Source organism: Chryseomicrobium aureum, assembly GCF_043182735.1.
GTDB classification, from domain to species: domain Bacteria; phylum Bacillota; class Bacilli; order Bacillales_A; family Planococcaceae; genus Chryseomicrobium; species Chryseomicrobium aureum.
Genome location: NZ_CP171117.1, coordinates 2,263,230 through 2,281,730, shown reverse-complemented (window position 1 = coordinate 2,281,730; position 18,501 = coordinate 2,263,230). Strand labels below are relative to the sequence as shown.

General features: G+C 42.1%; 16 protein-coding genes. 10 read left to right on the top strand and 6 right to left on the bottom strand.

Annotation, left to right across the window (positions count from 1 at the left end):
• Positions 1 to 43: 43 nt before the first annotated feature.
• From yfkAB to ACF3OH_RS11780, 4 genes are all read left to right on the top strand, one after another.
• Positions 44 to 1,162, top strand: coding sequence for a radical SAM/CxCxxxxC motif protein YfkAB (gene yfkAB / locus ACF3OH_RS11795; RefSeq protein ID WP_392454787.1), 1,119 nt, complete (start codon positions 44 to 46; stop codon positions 1,160 to 1,162).
• A gap of 240 nt (positions 1,163 to 1,402) precedes the next feature.
• A complete protein-coding gene (locus ACF3OH_RS11790; protein WP_392454786.1) occupies positions 1,403 to 2,203 on the top strand; it encodes a DUF4397 domain-containing protein in 801 nt (266 codons plus the stop codon).
• Positions 2,204 to 2,261: 58 nt separating this feature from the next.
• The gene (locus tag ACF3OH_RS11785; protein WP_392454785.1) at positions 2,262 to 2,816 is read left to right on the top strand and encodes a class F sortase; all 555 of its coding nucleotides are present in this window, start codon (positions 2,262 to 2,264) and stop codon (positions 2,814 to 2,816) included.
• Positions 2,817 to 2,925: 109 nt separating this feature from the next.
• On the top strand, positions 2,926 to 3,735 hold the full coding sequence (locus tag ACF3OH_RS11780) for a DUF368 domain-containing protein (protein ID WP_392454784.1): 810 nt from the start codon (positions 2,926 to 2,928) through the stop codon (positions 3,733 to 3,735).
• Between the two features lie 58 nt (positions 3,736 to 3,793).
• Here the strand turns inward: ACF3OH_RS11780 and ACF3OH_RS11775 are convergent, their stop codons facing one another.
• Both ACF3OH_RS11775 and ACF3OH_RS11770 read right to left on the bottom strand, forming a co-directional pair.
• A complete protein-coding gene (locus tag ACF3OH_RS11775) occupies positions 3,794 to 5,539 on the bottom strand; it encodes a helix-turn-helix domain-containing protein (protein ID WP_392454783.1) in 1,746 nt (581 codons plus the stop codon).
• 4 nt (positions 5,540 to 5,543) lie between these two features.
• Positions 5,544 to 6,725: a M20 family metallopeptidase gene (locus ACF3OH_RS11770; protein ID WP_392454782.1), complete on the bottom strand. Its 1,182-nt coding sequence runs from the start codon at positions 6,723 to 6,725 to the stop codon at positions 5,544 to 5,546.
• 204 nt (positions 6,726 to 6,929) lie between these two features.
• On the opposite strand from ACF3OH_RS11770, the gene ACF3OH_RS11765 reads away from it, so the two are divergent.
• The 6 genes from ACF3OH_RS11765 to ptsP all read left to right on the top strand — a co-directional run bounded on the left by ACF3OH_RS11765 (position 6,930) and on the right by ptsP (position 13,435).
• Positions 6,930 to 8,456 carry an AbgT family transporter gene (locus tag ACF3OH_RS11765; RefSeq protein WP_392454781.1) on the top strand — a complete coding sequence of 509 codons (1,527 nt, stop codon included), beginning with the start codon at positions 6,930 to 6,932 and terminating at the stop codon, positions 8,454 to 8,456.
• Positions 8,456 to 9,742, top strand: a complete 1,287-nt coding sequence (locus ACF3OH_RS11760; RefSeq protein ID WP_392454780.1) for a Zn-dependent hydrolase — start codon at positions 8,456 to 8,458, stop codon at positions 9,740 to 9,742. Before ACF3OH_RS11765 ends, ACF3OH_RS11760 begins: the two co-directional genes overlap by 1 nt.
• Before the next feature lie 171 nt (positions 9,743 to 9,913).
• Positions 9,914 to 10,381, top strand: a complete 468-nt coding sequence (tnpA, locus tag ACF3OH_RS11755) for an IS200/IS605 family transposase (protein WP_378142905.1) — start codon at positions 9,914 to 9,916, stop codon at positions 10,379 to 10,381.
• Positions 10,382 to 10,641: 260 nt separating this feature from the next.
• Positions 10,642 to 11,109: an IS200/IS605 family transposase gene (gene tnpA, locus ACF3OH_RS11750; protein ID WP_378142905.1), complete on the top strand. Its 468-nt coding sequence runs from the start codon at positions 10,642 to 10,644 to the stop codon at positions 11,107 to 11,109.
• Between the two features lie 341 nt (positions 11,110 to 11,450).
• A complete protein-coding gene (locus ACF3OH_RS11745) occupies positions 11,451 to 11,720 on the top strand; it encodes an HPr family phosphocarrier protein (protein ID WP_204589512.1) in 270 nt (89 codons plus the stop codon).
• Positions 11,717 to 13,435, top strand: a complete 1,719-nt coding sequence (gene ptsP, locus ACF3OH_RS11740; RefSeq protein WP_392454779.1) for a phosphoenolpyruvate--protein phosphotransferase — start codon at positions 11,717 to 11,719, stop codon at positions 13,433 to 13,435. Before ACF3OH_RS11745 ends, ptsP begins: the two co-directional genes overlap by 4 nt.
• Before the next feature lie 85 nt (positions 13,436 to 13,520).
• Here ptsP and ACF3OH_RS11735 read toward each other — a convergent pair whose 3' ends face one another.
• The 4 genes from ACF3OH_RS11735 to ACF3OH_RS11720 form a co-directional block, all read right to left on the bottom strand.
• Entirely contained in the window at positions 13,521 to 15,140 is a 1,620-nt protein-coding gene (locus tag ACF3OH_RS11735; RefSeq protein ID WP_392456771.1) for a glycerol-3-phosphate dehydrogenase/oxidase, read from the bottom strand.
• A gap of 218 nt (positions 15,141 to 15,358) precedes the next feature.
• Positions 15,359 to 16,849 carry a glycerol kinase GlpK gene (gene glpK / locus ACF3OH_RS11730; protein WP_392454778.1) on the bottom strand — a complete coding sequence of 497 codons (1,491 nt, stop codon included), beginning with the start codon at positions 16,847 to 16,849 and terminating at the stop codon, positions 15,359 to 15,361.
• Positions 16,850 to 16,862: 13 nt separating this feature from the next.
• The gene (locus ACF3OH_RS11725; RefSeq protein ID WP_392454777.1) at positions 16,863 to 17,687 is read right to left on the bottom strand and encodes an MIP/aquaporin family protein; all 825 of its coding nucleotides are present in this window, start codon (positions 17,685 to 17,687) and stop codon (positions 16,863 to 16,865) included.
• A 187-nt stretch (positions 17,688 to 17,874) separates the two neighbouring features.
• The gene (locus ACF3OH_RS11720) at positions 17,875 to 18,429 is read right to left on the bottom strand and encodes a glycerol-3-phosphate responsive antiterminator (RefSeq protein ID WP_204589516.1); all 555 of its coding nucleotides are present in this window, start codon (positions 18,427 to 18,429) and stop codon (positions 17,875 to 17,877) included.
• Positions 18,430 to 18,501 lie beyond the last annotated feature (72 nt).

Genomic DNA, 18,501 nt, shown 5'->3' with positions numbered 1-18,501 from the left:
CAATAGAACATGGAAATTTACTAGAGAGAGGGCAGTACACCTAATGGTTTTACATACAACACCGCATCAAACACCCACTCAAGACGATTGGGAAGCCTATTTTGATATCAGCCGCCACGGGAAACTTACACTATCAAGTATTGAACTGACTACAACCTACTTATGCAACATGCGTTGCGAACATTGCGCGGTAGGAGATATTCTTGAACTTAAAGACCCAAATCCGATTGCGATGGATAAACTCTTCGCTAAGTTGGATGAGATTCCTCACTTGCGAACACTCAGTTTAACAGGTGGAGAACCTTTGTTCTCGAAGAAGTCTCTCGATCAAGTGATTCTACCCCTTTTAAAATATGCCAAAGCACGAGACGTTCGCACCCAAATCAACTCCAACCTTACGATGCCGTTTGAACGCTATGAGGCAATTGCCCCCTACTTAGATGTTCTTCACATCTCTCACAATTGGGGAACGCCGGAAGACTTTATCGAAGGTGGATTTGCGAACATGCCAACACCGCCCCCTGTTTCTGTTCGTCGTAAACAGTACGATGTAATGATTGAAAACAGCCGTCGACTTTCCGAAATGGGCGTGTTTGTATCGGCAGAAACAATGCTGAATAAACGTACGTTTCCTTATATAGAAGAAATTCATCGACAAGTTGTAGAAGAAATGAAGTGTAGCCGTCATGAAGTTCATCCAATGTATCCGGTTAGTTTTGCTTCCAACTTGGATGTTCTATCATTAGAAGAAACCCGACAAGCGATTTCACGATTACTTGATGTGCGAGACCCATCTGTTTGGATGTTGTTTGGAACACTTCCGTTTTATGCTTGCAGTTCCGTACAAGAAGATATTGATCTGCTAAAAGAACTTCGCAAACAACCGAACGTCACCATGCGAAATGACCCGGATGGACGATCACGGCTCAATATCAATATCTTTACGGGAGAAGTAGCGGTTACAGACTTTGGAGAGGCGGCGAAAGTTGGAAACCTACTAGAATCCTCCTTACCTGCAATTTATAATTCTTGGTTAGAAACACAAACAGCGCAATCTATGAATTGCCATTGTCCAGCGGTTTCTTGCCTCGGGCCAAATCTTCTGGTCAAAGATGCTTATTACCCAACAGTTAATTTTCAAAATCGTAAAGCAAGCGTTTGATGAAGACCTTATACAAGACGATGCAAATCAACTTGTATAAGGTTTTCTTTTTTTTGTATAGCAATTGTCAAACATATAGTGAAAAAATGATGTAATTATGATTTAAATAGTAGATTATATTTATTTTCACTTGTTGGAGACATTTTGGTAGCCTTTTCACTTGTACAATCTTTGTATATGCGGTATAACTAAGTTGTACAAAAGGTGTACAAACATTAAACAAGCAGAGGAGAGAAGAAGATGAAAAAAATCTTGGTAACACTTGCAGTCGTCTTGTCCATGGTATTTTCACTAGGAGCAACTGCTTTCGCTGATAGCCATGAAGGCGCGAAAGTACGAGTTGTCCACGCATCCCCAGATGCTCCAAATGTTGATGTTTATGTAAACGGTGAATTGACACTTGAAGATGTACCATTCAAAGCAGACTCTGGCTATTTAGATGTACCTGCTGGGACACACAATGTGGAAGTATTTGCTGCTGGTAGTGAATACATGGAAGGTGACGCAGTATTACAAGCTGACCTAACAGTTGAAGCTGGTAAAGCTTACACTGTAGCTGCTGCTAACCTAGTTGAATCTCTTGAATTCGTTGTAGCTGAAGATTCTATGGAAGTATCTGAAGGTATGACAAAAATCCGCGTAGGACACTTATCACCAGATGCACCAACTGTTGATGTCGGTCTAATCGGTGGAGACGCAGTATTTGCTGGCGCTACTTTCCCTGGAATCACAGATTACATGGAATTAGAAGCGGGTACGTATGATCTTGAAATCCGCACTCCAGATGGCACTCAAGTTCTTCCTTTAGAAGGAACTGAATTAGCTGCTAACACAGTATATAGTGTGTTTGCAATCAACACTGCAGACTCTTTAGAAGTACTTGCTTTAGTAGACTACCAAGGTGCTGGATCTCCTGAAGAAATGCCAGCTACAGGTCTTGGAACTCCTGAGCAAAACACAATGATGTACTTATTACTTGCTGGTGGATTAGTGCTAGTAGTGGGTGGAGCATTTGCATTCCGCAGTCGTTTTCAAAACTAGTGTTTTTCTTCTCTCACTGCTCCTCTTTGCAGGCTGCGCGCCTGTAGATGAGGTGGCAGTGAAAACAGAGACTATTGGATTTGAAGTAGAAGCTCCAAGTGAGCGTGTGGCACCAGCTGTTAAATCAGCAGTGCAACCTACTGAAAATCCTATAAATGCTGCTTTATCTAAAGGTATCTCGCCACAAACTATACGCATCCCTTCTATTGGAGTGGAAGCGCCTGTTCAACACTTAGGTGTGAATGAGAAGGGTGAAATGGCAGTGCCGGATGAAATCAATGAAGTGAGCTGGTTTGAACCTGGATATAATCCAGGGCAAAATGGACGTGCTGTCATCGCGGGTCACGTAGATGGAGTAGAAGGTCCGGCCATCTTTTGGGATCTTGCAGATGTACAAGCAGGTGACATCATTGAAGTCGCAGGGGAAGATGAGACACTGACATTTGAGATTTATAAGCTAGAGTCAATACCCCTTGCCCTAGCAGATGTTTCTGAAGTGTTCGGGTATACCTCTTCACCTGAACTCGTGTTGATTACTTGTTCCGGTACCTACAACCGAGAATGGGGGACGCGCGAGGAACGACTAGTCGTCTATGCCAAACTTATCAATTAGTCTAGAAAAGGCAATGTCTCAAAAGGCATTGCCTTTTTGCATTGTGCAAGTTCGATGAGTTCCGCTATACTAGAACAATGTGAGTTGTAAAAAAGGAGCGGTACGTTTCATGGAATGGAAAAATATTTTACGTGGTTTTGCAATGGGGATTGCCGATTTAATTCCGGGTGTCAGTGGTGGGACGATTGCTGTTATTTTAGGCATTTATGATCGCCTCATTGCAGCGATTAGCGGATTTTTTAGTAAGGAATGGAAGCGTCATGCACTATTCTTGATTCCGCTTGGTCTTGGTATGGTCATCACCATCTTATCGTTAAGTCGAGTGATTGACTTTTTGTTAGAAAATTACTTTGCACCTACACAATTTTTCTTTTTAGGACTAATCATTGGGATAATTCCGATGTTATTTAAAGAATTAGATTCTAGAGCAAGCTTCAAGTCTTCGTACTGGATTGCCATTGTTATTGGAACAATTTTGGTGGCAAGTATGGCGTTTATTCGCCCGGCTGAAGCAGATATCATCACAAATTTATCGCCAGCGACAATGGCCTTGCTGTTCTTTTCAGGTTGGTTAGCGAGTATGGCGATGTTGTTACCTGGAATCAGTGGTTCATTCATCTTATTGTTAATCGGCGTTTATCCGACTGCAATTCGTGCACTATCCGAGTTGAACATTCCGCTTATTCTCATCATTGGAGCCGGAGTGGGTGTAGGATTTATTGTAAGTAGTAAAATTATTCGTTATTTGCTCACGCATAAACCGGGAGTTACGTTTGCTGTGATCATCGGTTTGGTTTTAGGTTCTCTTGCTGTGGTATTTCCTGGGTTACCGGAAAGCGGCTTGCAATGGATGCTAAGTTTAGTGATGTTTGCGGCGGGCTGGATTATAGTCCATCTGCTAAATCGTGTCTCTGTATAAAAAAGAAGAAAAGCATGCGTGCCCGAGGGCATGCATGCTTTTTGGTATATAATCAAGTTTACATTCGTGCCTCTATAGAGTCTTGAAAGAATTCAAGAGCTGTATGGAGGGCTAATAGATCTTCCACTTTTGTCAGGGAACGACCCGTAATGTCTTCAATCCGCTTCAACCGATAAATTAAAGTGTTGGCGTGTATATGAAGTATTTCTGACGTAGCTTTCATTTGTTGGTTGGAGTGGAAATACACGCCAAGGGTTGCGATTAATTCTCCGTTTTTTTCACGATCATAGCGGATGAGCGGCCCTAATGTTTCTTCGATATAGCCTTCAATTTCAGCCTTTGGTGCTTGTAGTAATAACCTGTGTAGACCTAAATCATCGAAACGGATAGAGGTGTCTCGGAGGTCTCGTTTTTCTAGATACCTTAACGATTGATAAGCTTCTTGTGATGAATAGTATGCGCGTCTTAGATGAGCATGTGTTTTTCCAATTCCAACAACAACAGAACGATTTGTCAATGTCTTCAGCTCTCGTAACCACTGGCTCCAAATTAATTGAATCTCCTGAGAATCTTGTTCGCTTGTTAAATGAATAAGAACTTTCAACTCTCTACTATCCAGTGAGGTAAAGTGTGTAAAGCCTTGTAAGTATTTTGTTGCCTGTTGAATAACTTTTGGGTACATGATCACCCTCTCGATTGGCGCATCAAAACGAGCAATCGTAACAACAAATTCCCCCTCTACGGGTAGGTGGAGTCTTTTGGCAAGTAAAGGTAGATCCTCTTTTAAAACACCAGAGAACAACTGTTCAGCAAATTCCCCACGCATCTGGAGTTGCGCATCTTCTATAGCTCTGCGTTTGATCAGTTCCATCGCAAGAATACTACTCGCGTGCTCAAGTGTGTTACTGTCGATTGCATCAAACGGTTCATTTTTTGCACAAATTAACCAACCAACAGATTCAAGTCGCGAACCTAAACGAAATGATGCAAGATGGTAATTTGTTTCCGCCACTTGAATTTGTTGGCATAGATCCTGAGAGTATGCTTTTAAAATCGGCTCAAATTCAAGGGTGGATGGTGTAACAGAATACTCACCCTCTTCATTCACCACTGCACATACGATTCTTAACTTGTCCTCAATATAGTAGGTGATTTCTTCTAGTGACTTCCCGTTCAACACGAGCTCTGTTAACTCTCTATGAATAGTTGAAGCTCGTTGTAATGCATGATTTACGCGTTTTACATCTTTCATAGCTTGCTCTTGTTTTTGGTAGAGACGAGCATTCTCAAGAGTCAATGCGGCCTGTTGCGAAATAGCTTTTACTAGCTTTAAATCTTCGTCCGTGATTTCAACAGGTTGAAATGCATCTAATGTGATAACACCCAAACACTGACCTTTCACAAGTAGTGGAGCACAAATTGTGGAGTACGGCATTGTCGGCACGGATAGATGAAGATACTCTTTATTTTCAGGTGTCAATGTATTGGTCAGAGAAGTCACAGAGTCACGTCCCTGGTAGAGAACGATTTCTTTCCGAATGAAACATTGACCAGTCATAGATTCACCCGGTTTTAATGCTACTTTATCGATGATGGTTTTATCTAGAACGGTGGTCTTTTTAGCAATCAGCCGTTGTCGCTCTTCGTCAAATAAAAACAAGACGCCCCCATCAATCGCTTCCACTTGCGATACACATACTTGCAACAGAGACTCAATAATCGTATCGATATCTAGTGAACTGTTCATCACATTCGAAGCATAGAGAAGGGATTCGAGTTGGCGCTTTGATAAAGACTCGTTCATGATATTAACCTTCCAAGTAATCAAACGTCACTTGGATCAGAAGATTTGCAGCGTCAACCATTGCACGCTCGTCAAAGTCAAATTTTGGATGGTGATGTGGGTAGGTTGCGCCTACATCAGGGTTTCCTGCTCCTGTGAAGAAGAATGCGCCTGGACGTTCTAATAAAAAGTAAGAGAAATCTTCTCCTCCCATGATAGGTTGCATCTGGACGACGTGCTCTGCTCCGACAACCTTAGTCGCTGCGTTGGCAACTAGATGTGCTTCCTTCTCATGGTTTACAACAGCTGGATACCCTTTAAAGAAATCAAATGAATAAGTGGCACCGCTTCCTTCACAGACACCTTTTATCACACGGTCCATCTCTTCGATGATCTGATCTTGAACTGCCGTATCGAATGTGCGAACTGTTCCACCAATCTCTGCGCTATCTGGAATGACATTAAATGCGGACCCAGAATTGAAAGTTGCTACAGTCAATACAGCTGGTTGCAACGGGTCGAGGCGGCGACTAACGATTGACTGGAACTGGCTAACGACTTGAGTAGCCAAATAGAGACTATCGATTGTTTCGTGAGGGGAAGCGCCGTGACCGCCGCGTCCATTGATTTTGATTGCAAATCGGTCCGCTGCAGCCATAGACGGACCAGGAGCCCATCCGATATTACCGTGAGGAACCATTGACCAAAGGTGCGTGCCGAATACTGCGTCAACCCCGTCGAGACATCCGGCTTCTATCATCGGTTTCGCCCCACCCGGTGCCAATTCTTCAGCGAATTGATGAATAAGTACAACATTTCCTGTCAAAAGTTCACGATTTGTTTGTAACACTTTTGCTACTGCCAATAAAGTTGCCGTGTGCCCGTCGTGTCCACAAGCATGCATCTTTCCGGCGACCTTTGAGCGGTAAGGAACATCTTTCTCATCTTGAATAGCTAACGCATCGAAATCAGCCCGCAGTGCTACAGTCTTGCCGGGCTTTCCGCCATAAATTCTTCCAATGACACCACGCCCGCCAACACCGGTTTCCACTTCAACTCCCAGTTCAGTTAGATAGTTTGCAATGAATTTTGGGGTCTCTACTTCTTCAAAAGATAGTTCAGGGTTTTCATGAAGATGACGACGTATGGCCACCATCTCATCATATAAACCTTCGATTTGTGCAAATAGTTCGGATGTTGTAGACATTTTCTAACCTCCATGAATTTTACTACTTTTCATTATACACTGACAAATTCCAATATCTATAGATAGTTACACAAAGTAAGTGAAGTTTAGTTGTTCATTTATACAATGAATAGAATTTCATTTTGGATAAACACACATAGCTTTATCTGGATAAAGCGTTATAATGAAAACTATTAATTTTCTGAAAAGTTGGAGGAGAGTCTTATGGAAGTTACGAAGAAGCGCGGATTGTTTTCGAGATTTTTAGATATCGTTGAAAAGGTTGGAAACAAACTGCCGGATCCAGTCACCCTGTTTATATTATTTGCTTTAGCTATTTTAGTAGTCTCTCATTTTGCAGCGATGGCCGGCTTGTCTGTGGTAAACCCAGGAACAAACGAGGAAGTAAAAGCAATCAGCCTATTAACGAAAACCGGCTTTCAAGAGATTATGACGAAAATGGTATCAAACTTTGCGAGTTTCCCACCACTGGGTCTTGTGCTCGTAACCATGATTGGGGTCGGACTTGCCGAAGGTGTGGGTCTAATTTCTGCTCTTCTTCGTAAGGTCGTTCAAGCGGCACCTAAGAAGATGATTACGTTTGCCATTGTATTTGCAGGTGTACTTGCTAACATGGCCGGAGATGCTGGTTTTATCGTCTTACCGCCAATTGCAGCACTAGTATTCATGAGTGTGGGGCGTCACCCGATTGCTGGGATGGCTGCTGCCTATGCAGCGGTTGCAGGTGGTTTCAGTGCCAATTTGATTGTCAATATGTTGGATGCCTTACTTGCAGGGTTTACACAATCAGCTGCTGAGATTGTGAATCCGGATATTGTCGTCAATCCGGCAATGAACTTTTACTTCTTGCTCGGATCTTGTTTCATCATCGTGCCACTCGCGATCTGGGTGACAGAAAAAATCGTCGAGCCACGTCTTCCGGAATACACAGGTCCGAAGCTTTCAATGGAGCCTTTGCAAGCTGTTGAAGTAAAAGGGCTAAAGCTTGCAGGTGTTGCAACACTTGTGTTCCTTTCGTTAATTGCACTTACAATCGTTCCGGAAAATGGCTGGTTGCGTGGAGAAGACGGAGGCATTGTCATTTCTCCGTTTATGAGTTCTTTAGTGCCTGTCATTATGGGGCTCTTCCTATTCCCGGCACTTGCTTACGGTTTCACTACAAAAGCTTTACGTAACGATAAAGATGTAGCGAACGAGATGGGGAAAGCGATGAGTTCGATGGGACTTTATATCATCATCGCGTTCTTTGCAGCACAGTTCATTGCTTATTTTAATTGGAGTAATCTCGGCATCATTATGGCAGTGAACGGAGCAGAACTTTTACAAGGGATTGGCTTTAAGGGGTTGCCATTATTGATCGGTTTCATCTTGTTCTCCGCCTTCTTGAATCTTTTCATTGCATCGGCTTCAGCTAAATGGGCGATTGTGGGACCTGTCTTTGTCCCGATGTTTATGCTACTCGGCTATAGCCCGGCATTCACTCAACTTGCATATCGTATTGGTGATTCGATCACAAATCCGATTACGCCGATGTTTGCTTACTTTGCTATCTTGCTTGCACTCGCTAAACGCTATGATAAAAACTTGGGACTTGGTTCACTCATTTCCATCATGCTCCCGTACTCGATTGTCTTTGGGATTGCGTGGATCGTATTCTTTGCGATTTGGTACTTCTTAGGACTACCATTAGGACCAGGAGCAGTTATTGAGTATCCGTTAGGAGGAGAATGATGTTTACATACGAACGTTTAGTGCAAAACTTGCAAGATGTGCCGACTTTCCCTGGGATTGATGCGCAAGAAATCGCTGACAAATTAAATGAACTCATGCAAATCGGCAAGACACCTGAAGGGGGAATGCACCGTTTTCCCTATACTGAAACGGAGACACAAGCGAAAGCTGTTTTTGTACGCTGGATGCAAGAGTTGAAGTTGCAAGTTCGCGAAGACGCAATCGGCAATCTTTATGGTCTGTATAAAGGGCAAGATTCAACGCTGCCTGTTGTCATGACGGGATCGCATTTAGACAGCGTACCTAACGGAGGAGCATTTGATGGTCCTCTTGGTTGTATCAGCAGTCTGCTTGCAATCAAAGCGATGCAGGAGCGAGGGATTCAGCCGAAGCGTGGAATTGAAGTCGTTGTCTTTGTGGATGAGGAAGGCGCGCGTTTCCGTAACGGAATTTTCGGGAGCCGTGTGTTGATGGGAGAAGTGACGTACCAAGACTTGCTACGTTTTTCCGATGATGAGGGAGTTGCGCTTGTCGATGCAATGCAAGAAAGTGGTTTTACTGCCGAAGATGTACAAAAGCATAAACGTCACCCTGAAGAAATCCATGCCTTTCTTGAACTCCATATCGAGCAGGGCGTGAAACTCGAAGCAACAGGTACAGATATAGGGGTCGTTGAAGGAATTGCTGGTCCTGCCTGGCTGACAGCAACATACAAAGGCAATACCGACCATGCTGGTAACACACCCATGGATGCAAGGAAAGATACGGTGCCTGCTGCAGCAGAACTTATTTTAGCTGTTGAAAAGTTCCCTCGTGAAATCAACGAAACAGCTGTAGCAACTGTGGGGAAACTGCATGTTCATCCGAACGGGTCGAACGTGATTGCAGGCGAGACGCAAGTAACGGTAGATGTGCGTGATATTTATGAGGATACACGTGCGGAGCTACTTTCTCGGATCCAACAAGCTGCATATGAAATTGCAGAACGACGTGGTTTAGAAGTTGTGGTGGAACAAGATGTGCAAATTCCTCCTGTGTTAGTGCCAGATCAAGTTCAACAAGTGATTCGAGAAGCCGCCGAAAAGTGCGGCCTTTCTACCATGCCGCTTGTCAGTGGTGCCGGTCATGATGCCATGATTATGGGGAAGTATGTTCCGTCTGGCATGGTATTTGTGCCGAGTCACAATGGGAAAAGTCATTCACCAGATGAGTGGACGGAGTTATCGGATTGCGTGAAAGGTGTCGCCGTCATGACGGAGGCTCTGCTTGCTCTAGCTGAGAACTAAAACAAACCTGCTTTTCTCAAACAATGAGAAAGGCAGGTTTTGTTGTAATCTGAATACCCCCTGCAATGCAGGGGGTTCCTGAGAGCTTTCAGCTATGGACAAAAAAATCCCCTCATCATACGATATTTTCAGGTCTAGCCAACCGAAAATAGTATGAGAGGGGAACCATCGATGGATAACCAAAGTCTAGCACATACAAAATGGAATTGTAAGTATCATATCGTATTTGCGCCGAAGTACCGGAGGCAGGTCATCTATGGAAAGATCCGTGCAGATATAGGCAGGATACTTCGTCAACTCTGTGAGCGAAAAGGTGTAGAAATCATCGAGGCTGAGGCATGTAAGGATCACATCCACATGCTCGTCAGTATACCGCCCAAGCTGAGTGTCTCATCTTTCATGGGATATCTCAAAGGAAAGAGCAGTCTCATGATCTTCGATAGGCACGCGAATCTGAAGTACAGATATGGGAATCGACAGTTCTGGTGCAGAGGATACTATGTCACCACGGTCGGGCGAAACAAGAAAGTAATCGAGGAGTATATAAAGAATCAGCTCCAAGAGGATGTCATCCATGACCAGATGACAATGAAAGAGTTCATCGACCCATTCACGGGCGAGGAGATAAAGAAAAAATAGCCCCTTAAGGGGCCTGAACGGGAAAGTAGTGCGGTTGGCTGGTCCACCCGTTCAGTATGTCTTTCAGACATGGCCAGTAAAAGCGCCTTATAGGCGCAGAGCAAACCACCAGTTCTACTGGTGGTTATGATTTGTAATCTGAATACCCCCTGCAATGCAGGGGGTTCCTGAGAGCTTTCAGCTATGGACAAAAAAATCCCCTCATCATACGATATTTTCAGGTCTAGCCAACCGAAAATAGTATGAGAGGGGAACCATCGATGGATAACCAAAGTCTAGCACATACAAAATGGAATTGTAAGTATCATATCGTATTTGCGCCGAAGTACCGGAGGCAGGTCATCTATGGAAAGATCCGTGCAGATATAGGCAGGATACTTCGTCAACTCTGTGAGCGAAAAGGTGTAGAAATCATCGAGGCTGAGGCATGTAAGGATCACATCCACATGCTCGTCAGTATACCGCCCAAGCTGAGTGTCTCATCTTTCATGGGATATCTCAAAGGAAAGAGCAGTCTCATGATCTTCGATAGGCACGCGAATCTGAAGTACAGATATGGGAATCGACAGTTCTGGTGCAGAGGATACTATGTCACCACGGTCGGGCGAAACAAGAAAGTAATCGAGGAGTATATAAAGAATCAGCTCCAAGAGGATGTCATCCATGACCAGATGACAATGAAAGAGTTCATCGACCCATTCACGGGCGAGGAGATAAAGAAAAAATAGCCCCTTAAGGGGCCTGAACGGGAAAGTAGTGCGGTTGGCTGGTCCACCCGTTCAGTATGTCTTTCAGACATGGCCAGTAAAAGCGCCTTATAGGCGCAGAGCAAACCACCAGTTCTACTGGTGGTTATGATTGTTTCGTCTTGTTCAAACGATCATTCCGGATGTTCATGGAAATATCTAAATAAAGTAACCATTTGTTCATATAAAATAATGAATTTGTCATGATACTACCGTCATACTAGTCATTACCCTATGGTAAGTTTAAAATCTTAAGTAAGGTGAAGAAGGAGTTATGTTTCATTTCCTTTAATAATTCCAGTGAAACTAGAAAGGAGAATAAGATGATTGAACGAAGTTATAAAATTACAAGTGTAGAAGGCCTTCATGCACGACCCGCTGCCACCTTGGTAGCAGCAGTGACACCATTTACCTCTGAAGTAAAGCTTGAATATCAAGAAAGACAAGTAAATATGAAATCGATTATGGGTCTTATGTCGTTAGGCATTTCAAAAGATAGCACGATCAAAATTATTGCCGACGGTTCTGACGAAGAAGATTTAATGGCTGTTGTAGATGCGTTAATGAAAACTGAAGGATTGGCTACAGGATGAAGTCTATTGCGGGCTTAGCAGCATCAAATGGAATTGCTATTGCCAAAGCACTTCGTATAGAAGACACTGCTTTACCTATCGAAAAAAAAGCTGTTACCAATACGGATAAAGAAATTAAGCGTTTCGAATCGGCTATTTTTGCTGCTGAAGACGAATTGAAAGAAATAAAAAAGCAGACGCAACTTAAATTGGGGTCAGATACATCAGCAATTTTTACTGCGCATCTTTTAGTCTTGAAAGACCCTGAATTCATAGGTCCGATTAAAGAAAAAATTGGTAGGGGCTTAAATGCAGAATTTGCACTTCAAGAAACGACAAATAGGTTCATTGCCATGTTCGATGCTTTGGACAATGAGTACATAAGAGCAAGAACGGCAGATATTCGCGATGTCGCAAAACGAGTACTAACTCATCTAGTAGGTCTAACACCTCCTGATCTATCGCTCATTTCTGAAGAAGTGATTGTTATAGCGAACGATTTGTCTCCTTCTGAAACAGCACTACTAAATCTTGATTTCGTTAAAGGTTTTGTTACCAATAGAGGCAGTCGGACTTCACATACTGCAATACTTGCTCGCACCCTTGAAATTCCAGCAGTAATTGGAACGAACACAGCAACTTCGACTATAGAGAACGGCCAAGTGGTTATTGTGGATGGAATAGAAGGAAAAGTTTATGTTAACCCCAGTGAAGAAATTATTTCTGCATATCGAGCTAAAAGTGCCGATCTAGAAGCCAATAAAGTAGAGATGACAAAGTATTTAAACAAACCTACTGTTACATTGGATGGACATCGAGTAGAGCTCGCTGCCAATATTGGAACCCCCGAAGATGTTAAAGGAGCAATTGAAAACGGTAGTGAAGGCATCGGTTTATACCGAACGGAATTTTTGTACATGGGACGAGATTCTTTTCCCAGTGAAGAAGAGCAATACGAAGCATATAAATCTGTGCTGGATTGTATGAAAAACAGACCTACAGTCATCCGTACTTTAGATTGTGGTGGAGATAAAGAACTTCCCTATTTTAAGCTTCCTGATGAAATGAATCCGTATTTAGGTCTTCGAGCAATACGACTTTCTTTAGAAATGCAAGATATGTTCCGAACACAACTCCGAGCACTTCTGCGGGCAAGTGTGCACGGTAATTTGAAAATAATGTTCCCCATGATTGCCACTCTTGACGAGTTTAGGAAGGCTAAAGCAATACTCATTCAAGAAAAAGAACAGCTTATTTCAAAAGGAATCGCGGTAAGTGAATCGATAGAAATAGGTATGATGGTGGAAGTGCCTTCAGCGGCTGTAATTGCAGATCATTTCGCTAAAGAGGCGGATTTCTTATCTATCGGTACAAATGATTTGATCCAGTATACACTTGCAGCGGATCGCATGAACGAAAGAGTCTCTTATTTATACCAACCTTATCATCCGGCAATTCTACGCTTAGTGAAAAATGTAATTGATGCTGCTCATCAGCAAGGTAAATGGGTAGGCATGTGTGGTCAAATGGCAGAAGATGACATAGCTATACCCATACTTCTAGCTCTCGGGCTCGATGAATTCTCAATGAGTGCTTCCTCAATTTTAAAAGCTCGTTCCCGGATTTCACAACTCTCAAAATCTAAGTGGGAAGGTCATTTGAGTCATATCATGTCTCTATCTACAGCTGAAGAAGTAGAACATTTTATGAAAGAGATTATAGGTAAGAGGAATTAAAAACTCAGTTCCAAGAGAAAGGAACTGAGTTTACTATAGTGCTAGTCACTATATATCTTTTTATTTTTTTTAAGCCAAGGAGAAATTAACGAACGGCAATTATGGCATCGTGAATTTCTTTTTCTAATTCCTCTTGGTATGTTTTATAGGTTGCTTCATCCCAGCCTAACAGATTTTTCATAAGCTCTAGAATGGATGCTTTGTGAAGTTGGACCCAATTGATATCGAAAAACAATCTTCCCGTGCGGCGAATAAAGAAATCTACAGGTTTCACGATCATTTCATTTTGCACGGCATAGACGACTTCGGAATAAACAGCGAGTGTCAAAGAACCGTCCATTTTCATCCCAGTTGCAGCATGTGCTATTTTGAAAATTTGATCTGCATTCGAGCCATAAAATGAGGCGAAATGACGGCCTTCATCCGGAGTTAACCCGAACTTAACTGCTTCAAGAGCCTTCTTTTCAACGAAGGAATGATAATTTTGAGAGCCCCCAAAATCCGCTCCAGAGATAGGTAAATGAATTGTTTTAGATTTTTTAAAGGTTTGTTTCGTTTCTGATTTTAAACGCTTAGAGACAAGGTCAACTACGTGCTCTGACATTTTTCTGTATCCTGTTAACTTGCCCCCAGCTATTGTGATTAGTCCACTTTCTTGCTCCCAAATTTCATCTTTACGCGATATTTCAGAGGGGTCTTTGCCTTCTTCAAATATAAGTGGACGAACGCCAGCCCAGCTCGATTCAACGTCATCAACCGTTACGTGAACTGTTGGGAACATATAATGAATGGCATCTAAAATATACTGACGGTCTTCAACAGTCATCTTAGGATTCGCAATATCATTATCTTTATCAAAAAGTGTATCTGTGGTGCCTACATAGGCTTTGCCGTCACGCGGTATGGCAAACATCATTCTACCATCTTGCGTATCAAAATAAATAGCTTGCTTTAAAGGGAAGACGGATTGGTCTACTACCAAGTGAACACCTTTAGTTAATCTCAATTGTTTTGAGTTTTTGGAGTAATCCAGGCTTCGGACTTCATCGACCCATGGGCCCGCTGCATTTACAACTCTTTTTCCTGAGAGGATATAGGGTGTACCAGATAATTGGTCCATCACTTCAATTCCAGTAATCTTTTTTTGATCATAGATAAAGCGTTGTGCTTTCACGTAATTGACTATGTCTGCTCCGTATTCCACAGCTTTTTTTATGACTTCAAGGGTCAATCGTGCATCATCGGTACGATATTCTACATAATACCCAGCTCCGCGTAATCCATCTTTTTTTACTAAAGGTTCATGAGCTAGCGTTTCCTGAGCAGAAAGCATCTTGCGTCGCTCCTTCTTTTTGACGCCAGCTAAATAGTCATAAACACGCAAACCAAAGGATGTGCTTACCTTTCCGAATGTTCCACCTTTATGGATAGGTAAAAGCATCCATTCTGGTGTCGTAACATGAGGTCCGTTTTCGTAGACGATTTCCCGTTCTTTCCCGACCTCAGCCACCATTTTCACTTCGAATTGTTTTAAATAACGCAGTCCACCATGGACAAGTTTGGTAGATCGACTAGATGTTCCACCTGCAAAATCTTGCATCTCAACAACAGCAACTTTCATTCCTCTTGTTACAGCGTCAAGAGCAATACCGGCCCCAGTAATCCCTCCGCCAATGACAATTAAATCGTATTCCTGTTGGCTCATCTTGTTTACTTGCGCGTCTCTATTTAGACTCGAAAAATTTTGTATCACTTTACTTCCGCCTTTCAGTTTTAGTGTATGTGGTTCTCTAAATAAACGAATTTTTTAGATAAAAAAAAGAGAGGCTGAATCACATTATGATGCATGCATCATAATGAATTCAGGCCTCTCTCATTCTGTACCCATTTATTAACTTAAGTAAATTCTATCATAAATTCGTATTATTTAAAAGCCATAGCTGCTGTCACAGCTTTTTTCCAACCCGAGTAGAGGTCTGTGCGAAGCTCTTCAGACATTTTGGCCTCGAAATTGTTATCCACTTTCCACATGTCTGCAATTTCATCACGGCTCTTCCAAAAACCAACAGCAAGTCCTGCTAAATAGGCTGCGCCTAAAGCAGTAGTTTCCCCAATTACTGGACGCTCAACAGTTACGTCTAGGAGATCACTTTGGAATTGCATGAGAAAATCATTGTGAATAGCTCCACCATCGACGCGTAACTTTTTAAGCTGGATACCTGAATCTTTCTCCATTGCATTCAGTACATCTTTTGTTTGATAGGCTATGGATTCAAGTGTCGCCCGAATAAAATGTTCTTTTGTTGTACCTCTTGTTAATCCAAACACTGCACCTCGGACTTCACTATCCCAATACGGTGTTCCAAGACCTACAAAAGCAGGTACAACGTAAACTCCGTCAGTTGAATCAACACGTTTTGCATAGTCTTCAGTAGATTGAGCATCTTTGATCATTCTCATTCCATCTCGAAGCCATTGAACGGCACTTCCCGCAATGAAAATACTGCCTTCTAATGCATATTCTACTTTTCCATCAATGCCCCATGCGAGAGTAGTTAACAAGCCATGAGATGAAGAAACGGCTTTTTCACCAGTGTTCATTAACATAAAGCATCCTGTACCGTAGGTGTTTTTACCCATACCTTCTGAATAACAAGCCTGTCCAAATAATGAAGCTTGCTGATCACCCGCAGCACCTGCAATTGGAATTTCATGTCCAAAGAAGTGATAATCTACTGTTTTCGCATAAATTTCAGATGAGGATTTCACTTCAGGTAACATCGAATTTGGTACTCCTAAAATATCAAGCAGCTCTTGATCCCATTCTAAATCATGAATATTGTACATCAGTGTTCGGGACGCATTCGAGTAATCTGTAATATGCGCTTTTCCTCCTGAGAGCTTCCAAATCAACCAAGAATCAATGGTACCAAAAAGTAATTTACCTTCGTCTGCTTTTTCTCTTGCCCCTTCAACGTTATCTAGAATCCATTTTACTTTTGTACCTGAAAAGTAAGCGTCAATTAGCAAACCTGTTTTGCGACGAAACAAATCATTATGACCTTGTGCTTTTAACTCTTCACAAATATCAGCAGTTTGTCGAGATTGCCATACGATAGCATTATAGACGGGTAAGCCAGTTTCTTTATCCCATATTACGGTTGTCTCTCGTTGATTTGTAATACCTATTCCTGCGATTTGGTCCGGTTTCACTCCAGATTCAGATAAAACAGTGGCAATTACAGCCAAAATAGATCCCCAAATTTCGCTTGCATTATGCTCGACCCAACCTGGCTTGGGGAAAATCTGTGTAAATTCTCTTTGGCTGATTTTTACGATTTCACCTTTTATATTAAATAAGACTGCTCTTGAACTCGTCGTACCTTGATCTAGTGATAAGATATATTTTTCCATTTTATACGCTCCTTTAAGCAACTGCTTTTTTGGTATTTTCATTTTGAGATTCTCGCTTGCCTAGTAGTAATAGAGCTAGTAAGCAAAGGACTGTTGTACCTAAAACAATCCAGAACCAAATTGTGACGTCATTTGTAAAGAACGCCTTGTAAAATACTCCTGCCAATGACCCTCCGAGGACTGGACCTAGTACAGGAACCCAAGCGTATCCCCAATTTGATTTTCCTTTGCCTGCAATCGGTAAGAGAAAGTGAGCAATTCTTGGTCCAAGGTCACGAGCTGGATTGATGGCATACCCAGTCGTTCCACCTAAAGAAAGTCCTAATGCTACTATGAGCATCCCCACAATAAATGGATTCAAGCCTTCTGTAAATTCATTTGCCCCAATTGCTAAAATGCTAAGAACTAACACAAAAGTACCAATGAGTTCACTTAATACATTGGAGAAATAGTGAGGGATGGCAGGGCTAGTCGAGAATACTCCCAACTTGGTTGCCGGATCTTCTGTCGCTTTCCAATGCGGTAAAAAGTGTAGCCATACAATTGTTGCACCTATGAAAGCACCAATCATTTGAGCAGAGATATATAGTGGGATTTTTGCCCAAGCGAAATCTCCGTTAAAGGCTAATCCAAGTGTTACTGCAGGATTTAAATGAGCTCCACTAAATTGTCCGACTGCATAAATTGCCATAGCGACTCCAAGACCCCATCCAAACGAAATGACGATCCATCCACTATTCCGTGCAAACGATCTGTTTAAATTTACATTTGCACAAACCCCTGCTCCAAAGATAATCAAAATAGCTGTACCGATTAATTCTGCCAAAAATTCACTCATTTACAGTACTTCCTCTCTTAGTAAATGTTGTTTTTTATAAAAATAAAAAGACCCATAGATAGGTTCCACAATTCATGAATTGTGGAAGCACCAGTGGGTCTCTTGATTCTCTACACTGAATATTAACTTGTGACTAACATATCAAACAATGAAAGCGGTGTCAACGTGTAGCCATACTATTCTGTTTTCAAGAGAAGGCCGTCCATAAAGCAATAGAAGAGGTCGTGATCGCAATGGCGCCAGCTCGGAGTGCTTCTTCAACTTCTTGCTCTGTTTCGATTAAGCCACCTGCGATTATAGGTTTACCAGTTGTAATCCCTACACGTTCAATTACTTTAGGAACAACACCTGGTAAAAGTTCAATATAATCAGGATCTGATTTATTAATCAATTGAACGCTTCGATCTAAAGCATTTGAGTCAATAACAAAGGTACGATGGATAGCCTTGACATTCAGTTGCCTAGCTTTTTTGATAACACTACTTTTTGTTGAGATAATTCCGTATGGTTTGATCACTTGACACACATACTCAGTCGCAAATTCATCGTTTGACAAGCCCTGAATCAAATCCATATGAAGAAACATTTTTTTGTTTTTAGACCTTGCATAATCGAAAGCGCTTTTTAACATCCCTACATGTAAATTCAAAAACACACCGTAACGAAAAGAATAGGTCAGCATTTTGTCAAAGTCTTTCATAGATTGGATAGCAGGTAAAATTTTTTGTCCTTCAAACGGCATATCGCGACACCAGCCCTTTCGTATGAGAAAACTACTATCTTTGGATTGATTATACACCGAATCAATGAATCT

Coding starts and splice junctions, on each gene's coding strand:
- yfkAB (WP_392454787.1), top strand. CDS start 44: ATGGTTTTACATACAACACCGCATCAAACACCCACTCAAGACGATTGG.
- ACF3OH_RS11790 (WP_392454786.1), top strand. CDS start 1,403: ATGAAAAAAATCTTGGTAACACTTGCAGTCGTCTTGTCCATGGTATTT.
- ACF3OH_RS11780 (WP_392454784.1), top strand. CDS start 2,926: ATGGAATGGAAAAATATTTTACGTGGTTTTGCAATGGGGATTGCCGAT.
- ACF3OH_RS11775 (WP_392454783.1), bottom strand. CDS start 5,539: ATGAACGAGTCTTTATCAAAGCGCCAACTCGAATCCCTTCTCTATGCT.
- ACF3OH_RS11770 (WP_392454782.1), bottom strand. CDS start 6,725: ATGTCTACAACATCCGAACTATTTGCACAAATCGAAGGTTTATATGAT.
- ACF3OH_RS11765 (WP_392454781.1), top strand. CDS start 6,930: ATGGAAGTTACGAAGAAGCGCGGATTGTTTTCGAGATTTTTAGATATC.
- ACF3OH_RS11760 (WP_392454780.1), top strand. CDS start 8,456: ATGTTTACATACGAACGTTTAGTGCAAAACTTGCAAGATGTGCCGACT.
- tnpA (WP_378142905.1), top strand. CDS start 9,914: ATGGATAACCAAAGTCTAGCACATACAAAATGGAATTGTAAGTATCAT.
- tnpA (WP_378142905.1), top strand. CDS start 10,642: ATGGATAACCAAAGTCTAGCACATACAAAATGGAATTGTAAGTATCAT.
- ACF3OH_RS11745 (WP_204589512.1), top strand. CDS start 11,451: ATGATTGAACGAAGTTATAAAATTACAAGTGTAGAAGGCCTTCATGCA.
- ptsP (WP_392454779.1), top strand. CDS start 11,717: ATGAAGTCTATTGCGGGCTTAGCAGCATCAAATGGAATTGCTATTGCC.
- ACF3OH_RS11735 (WP_392456771.1), bottom strand. CDS start 15,140: ATGAGCCAACAGGAATACGATTTAATTGTCATTGGCGGAGGGATTACT.
- glpK (WP_392454778.1), bottom strand. CDS start 16,849: ATGGAAAAATATATCTTATCACTAGATCAAGGTACGACGAGTTCAAGA.
- ACF3OH_RS11725 (WP_392454777.1), bottom strand. CDS start 17,687: ATGAGTGAATTTTTGGCAGAATTAATCGGTACAGCTATTTTGATTATC.
- ACF3OH_RS11720 (WP_204589516.1), bottom strand. CDS start 18,429: ATGCCGTTTGAAGGACAAAAAATTTTACCTGCTATCCAATCTATGAAA.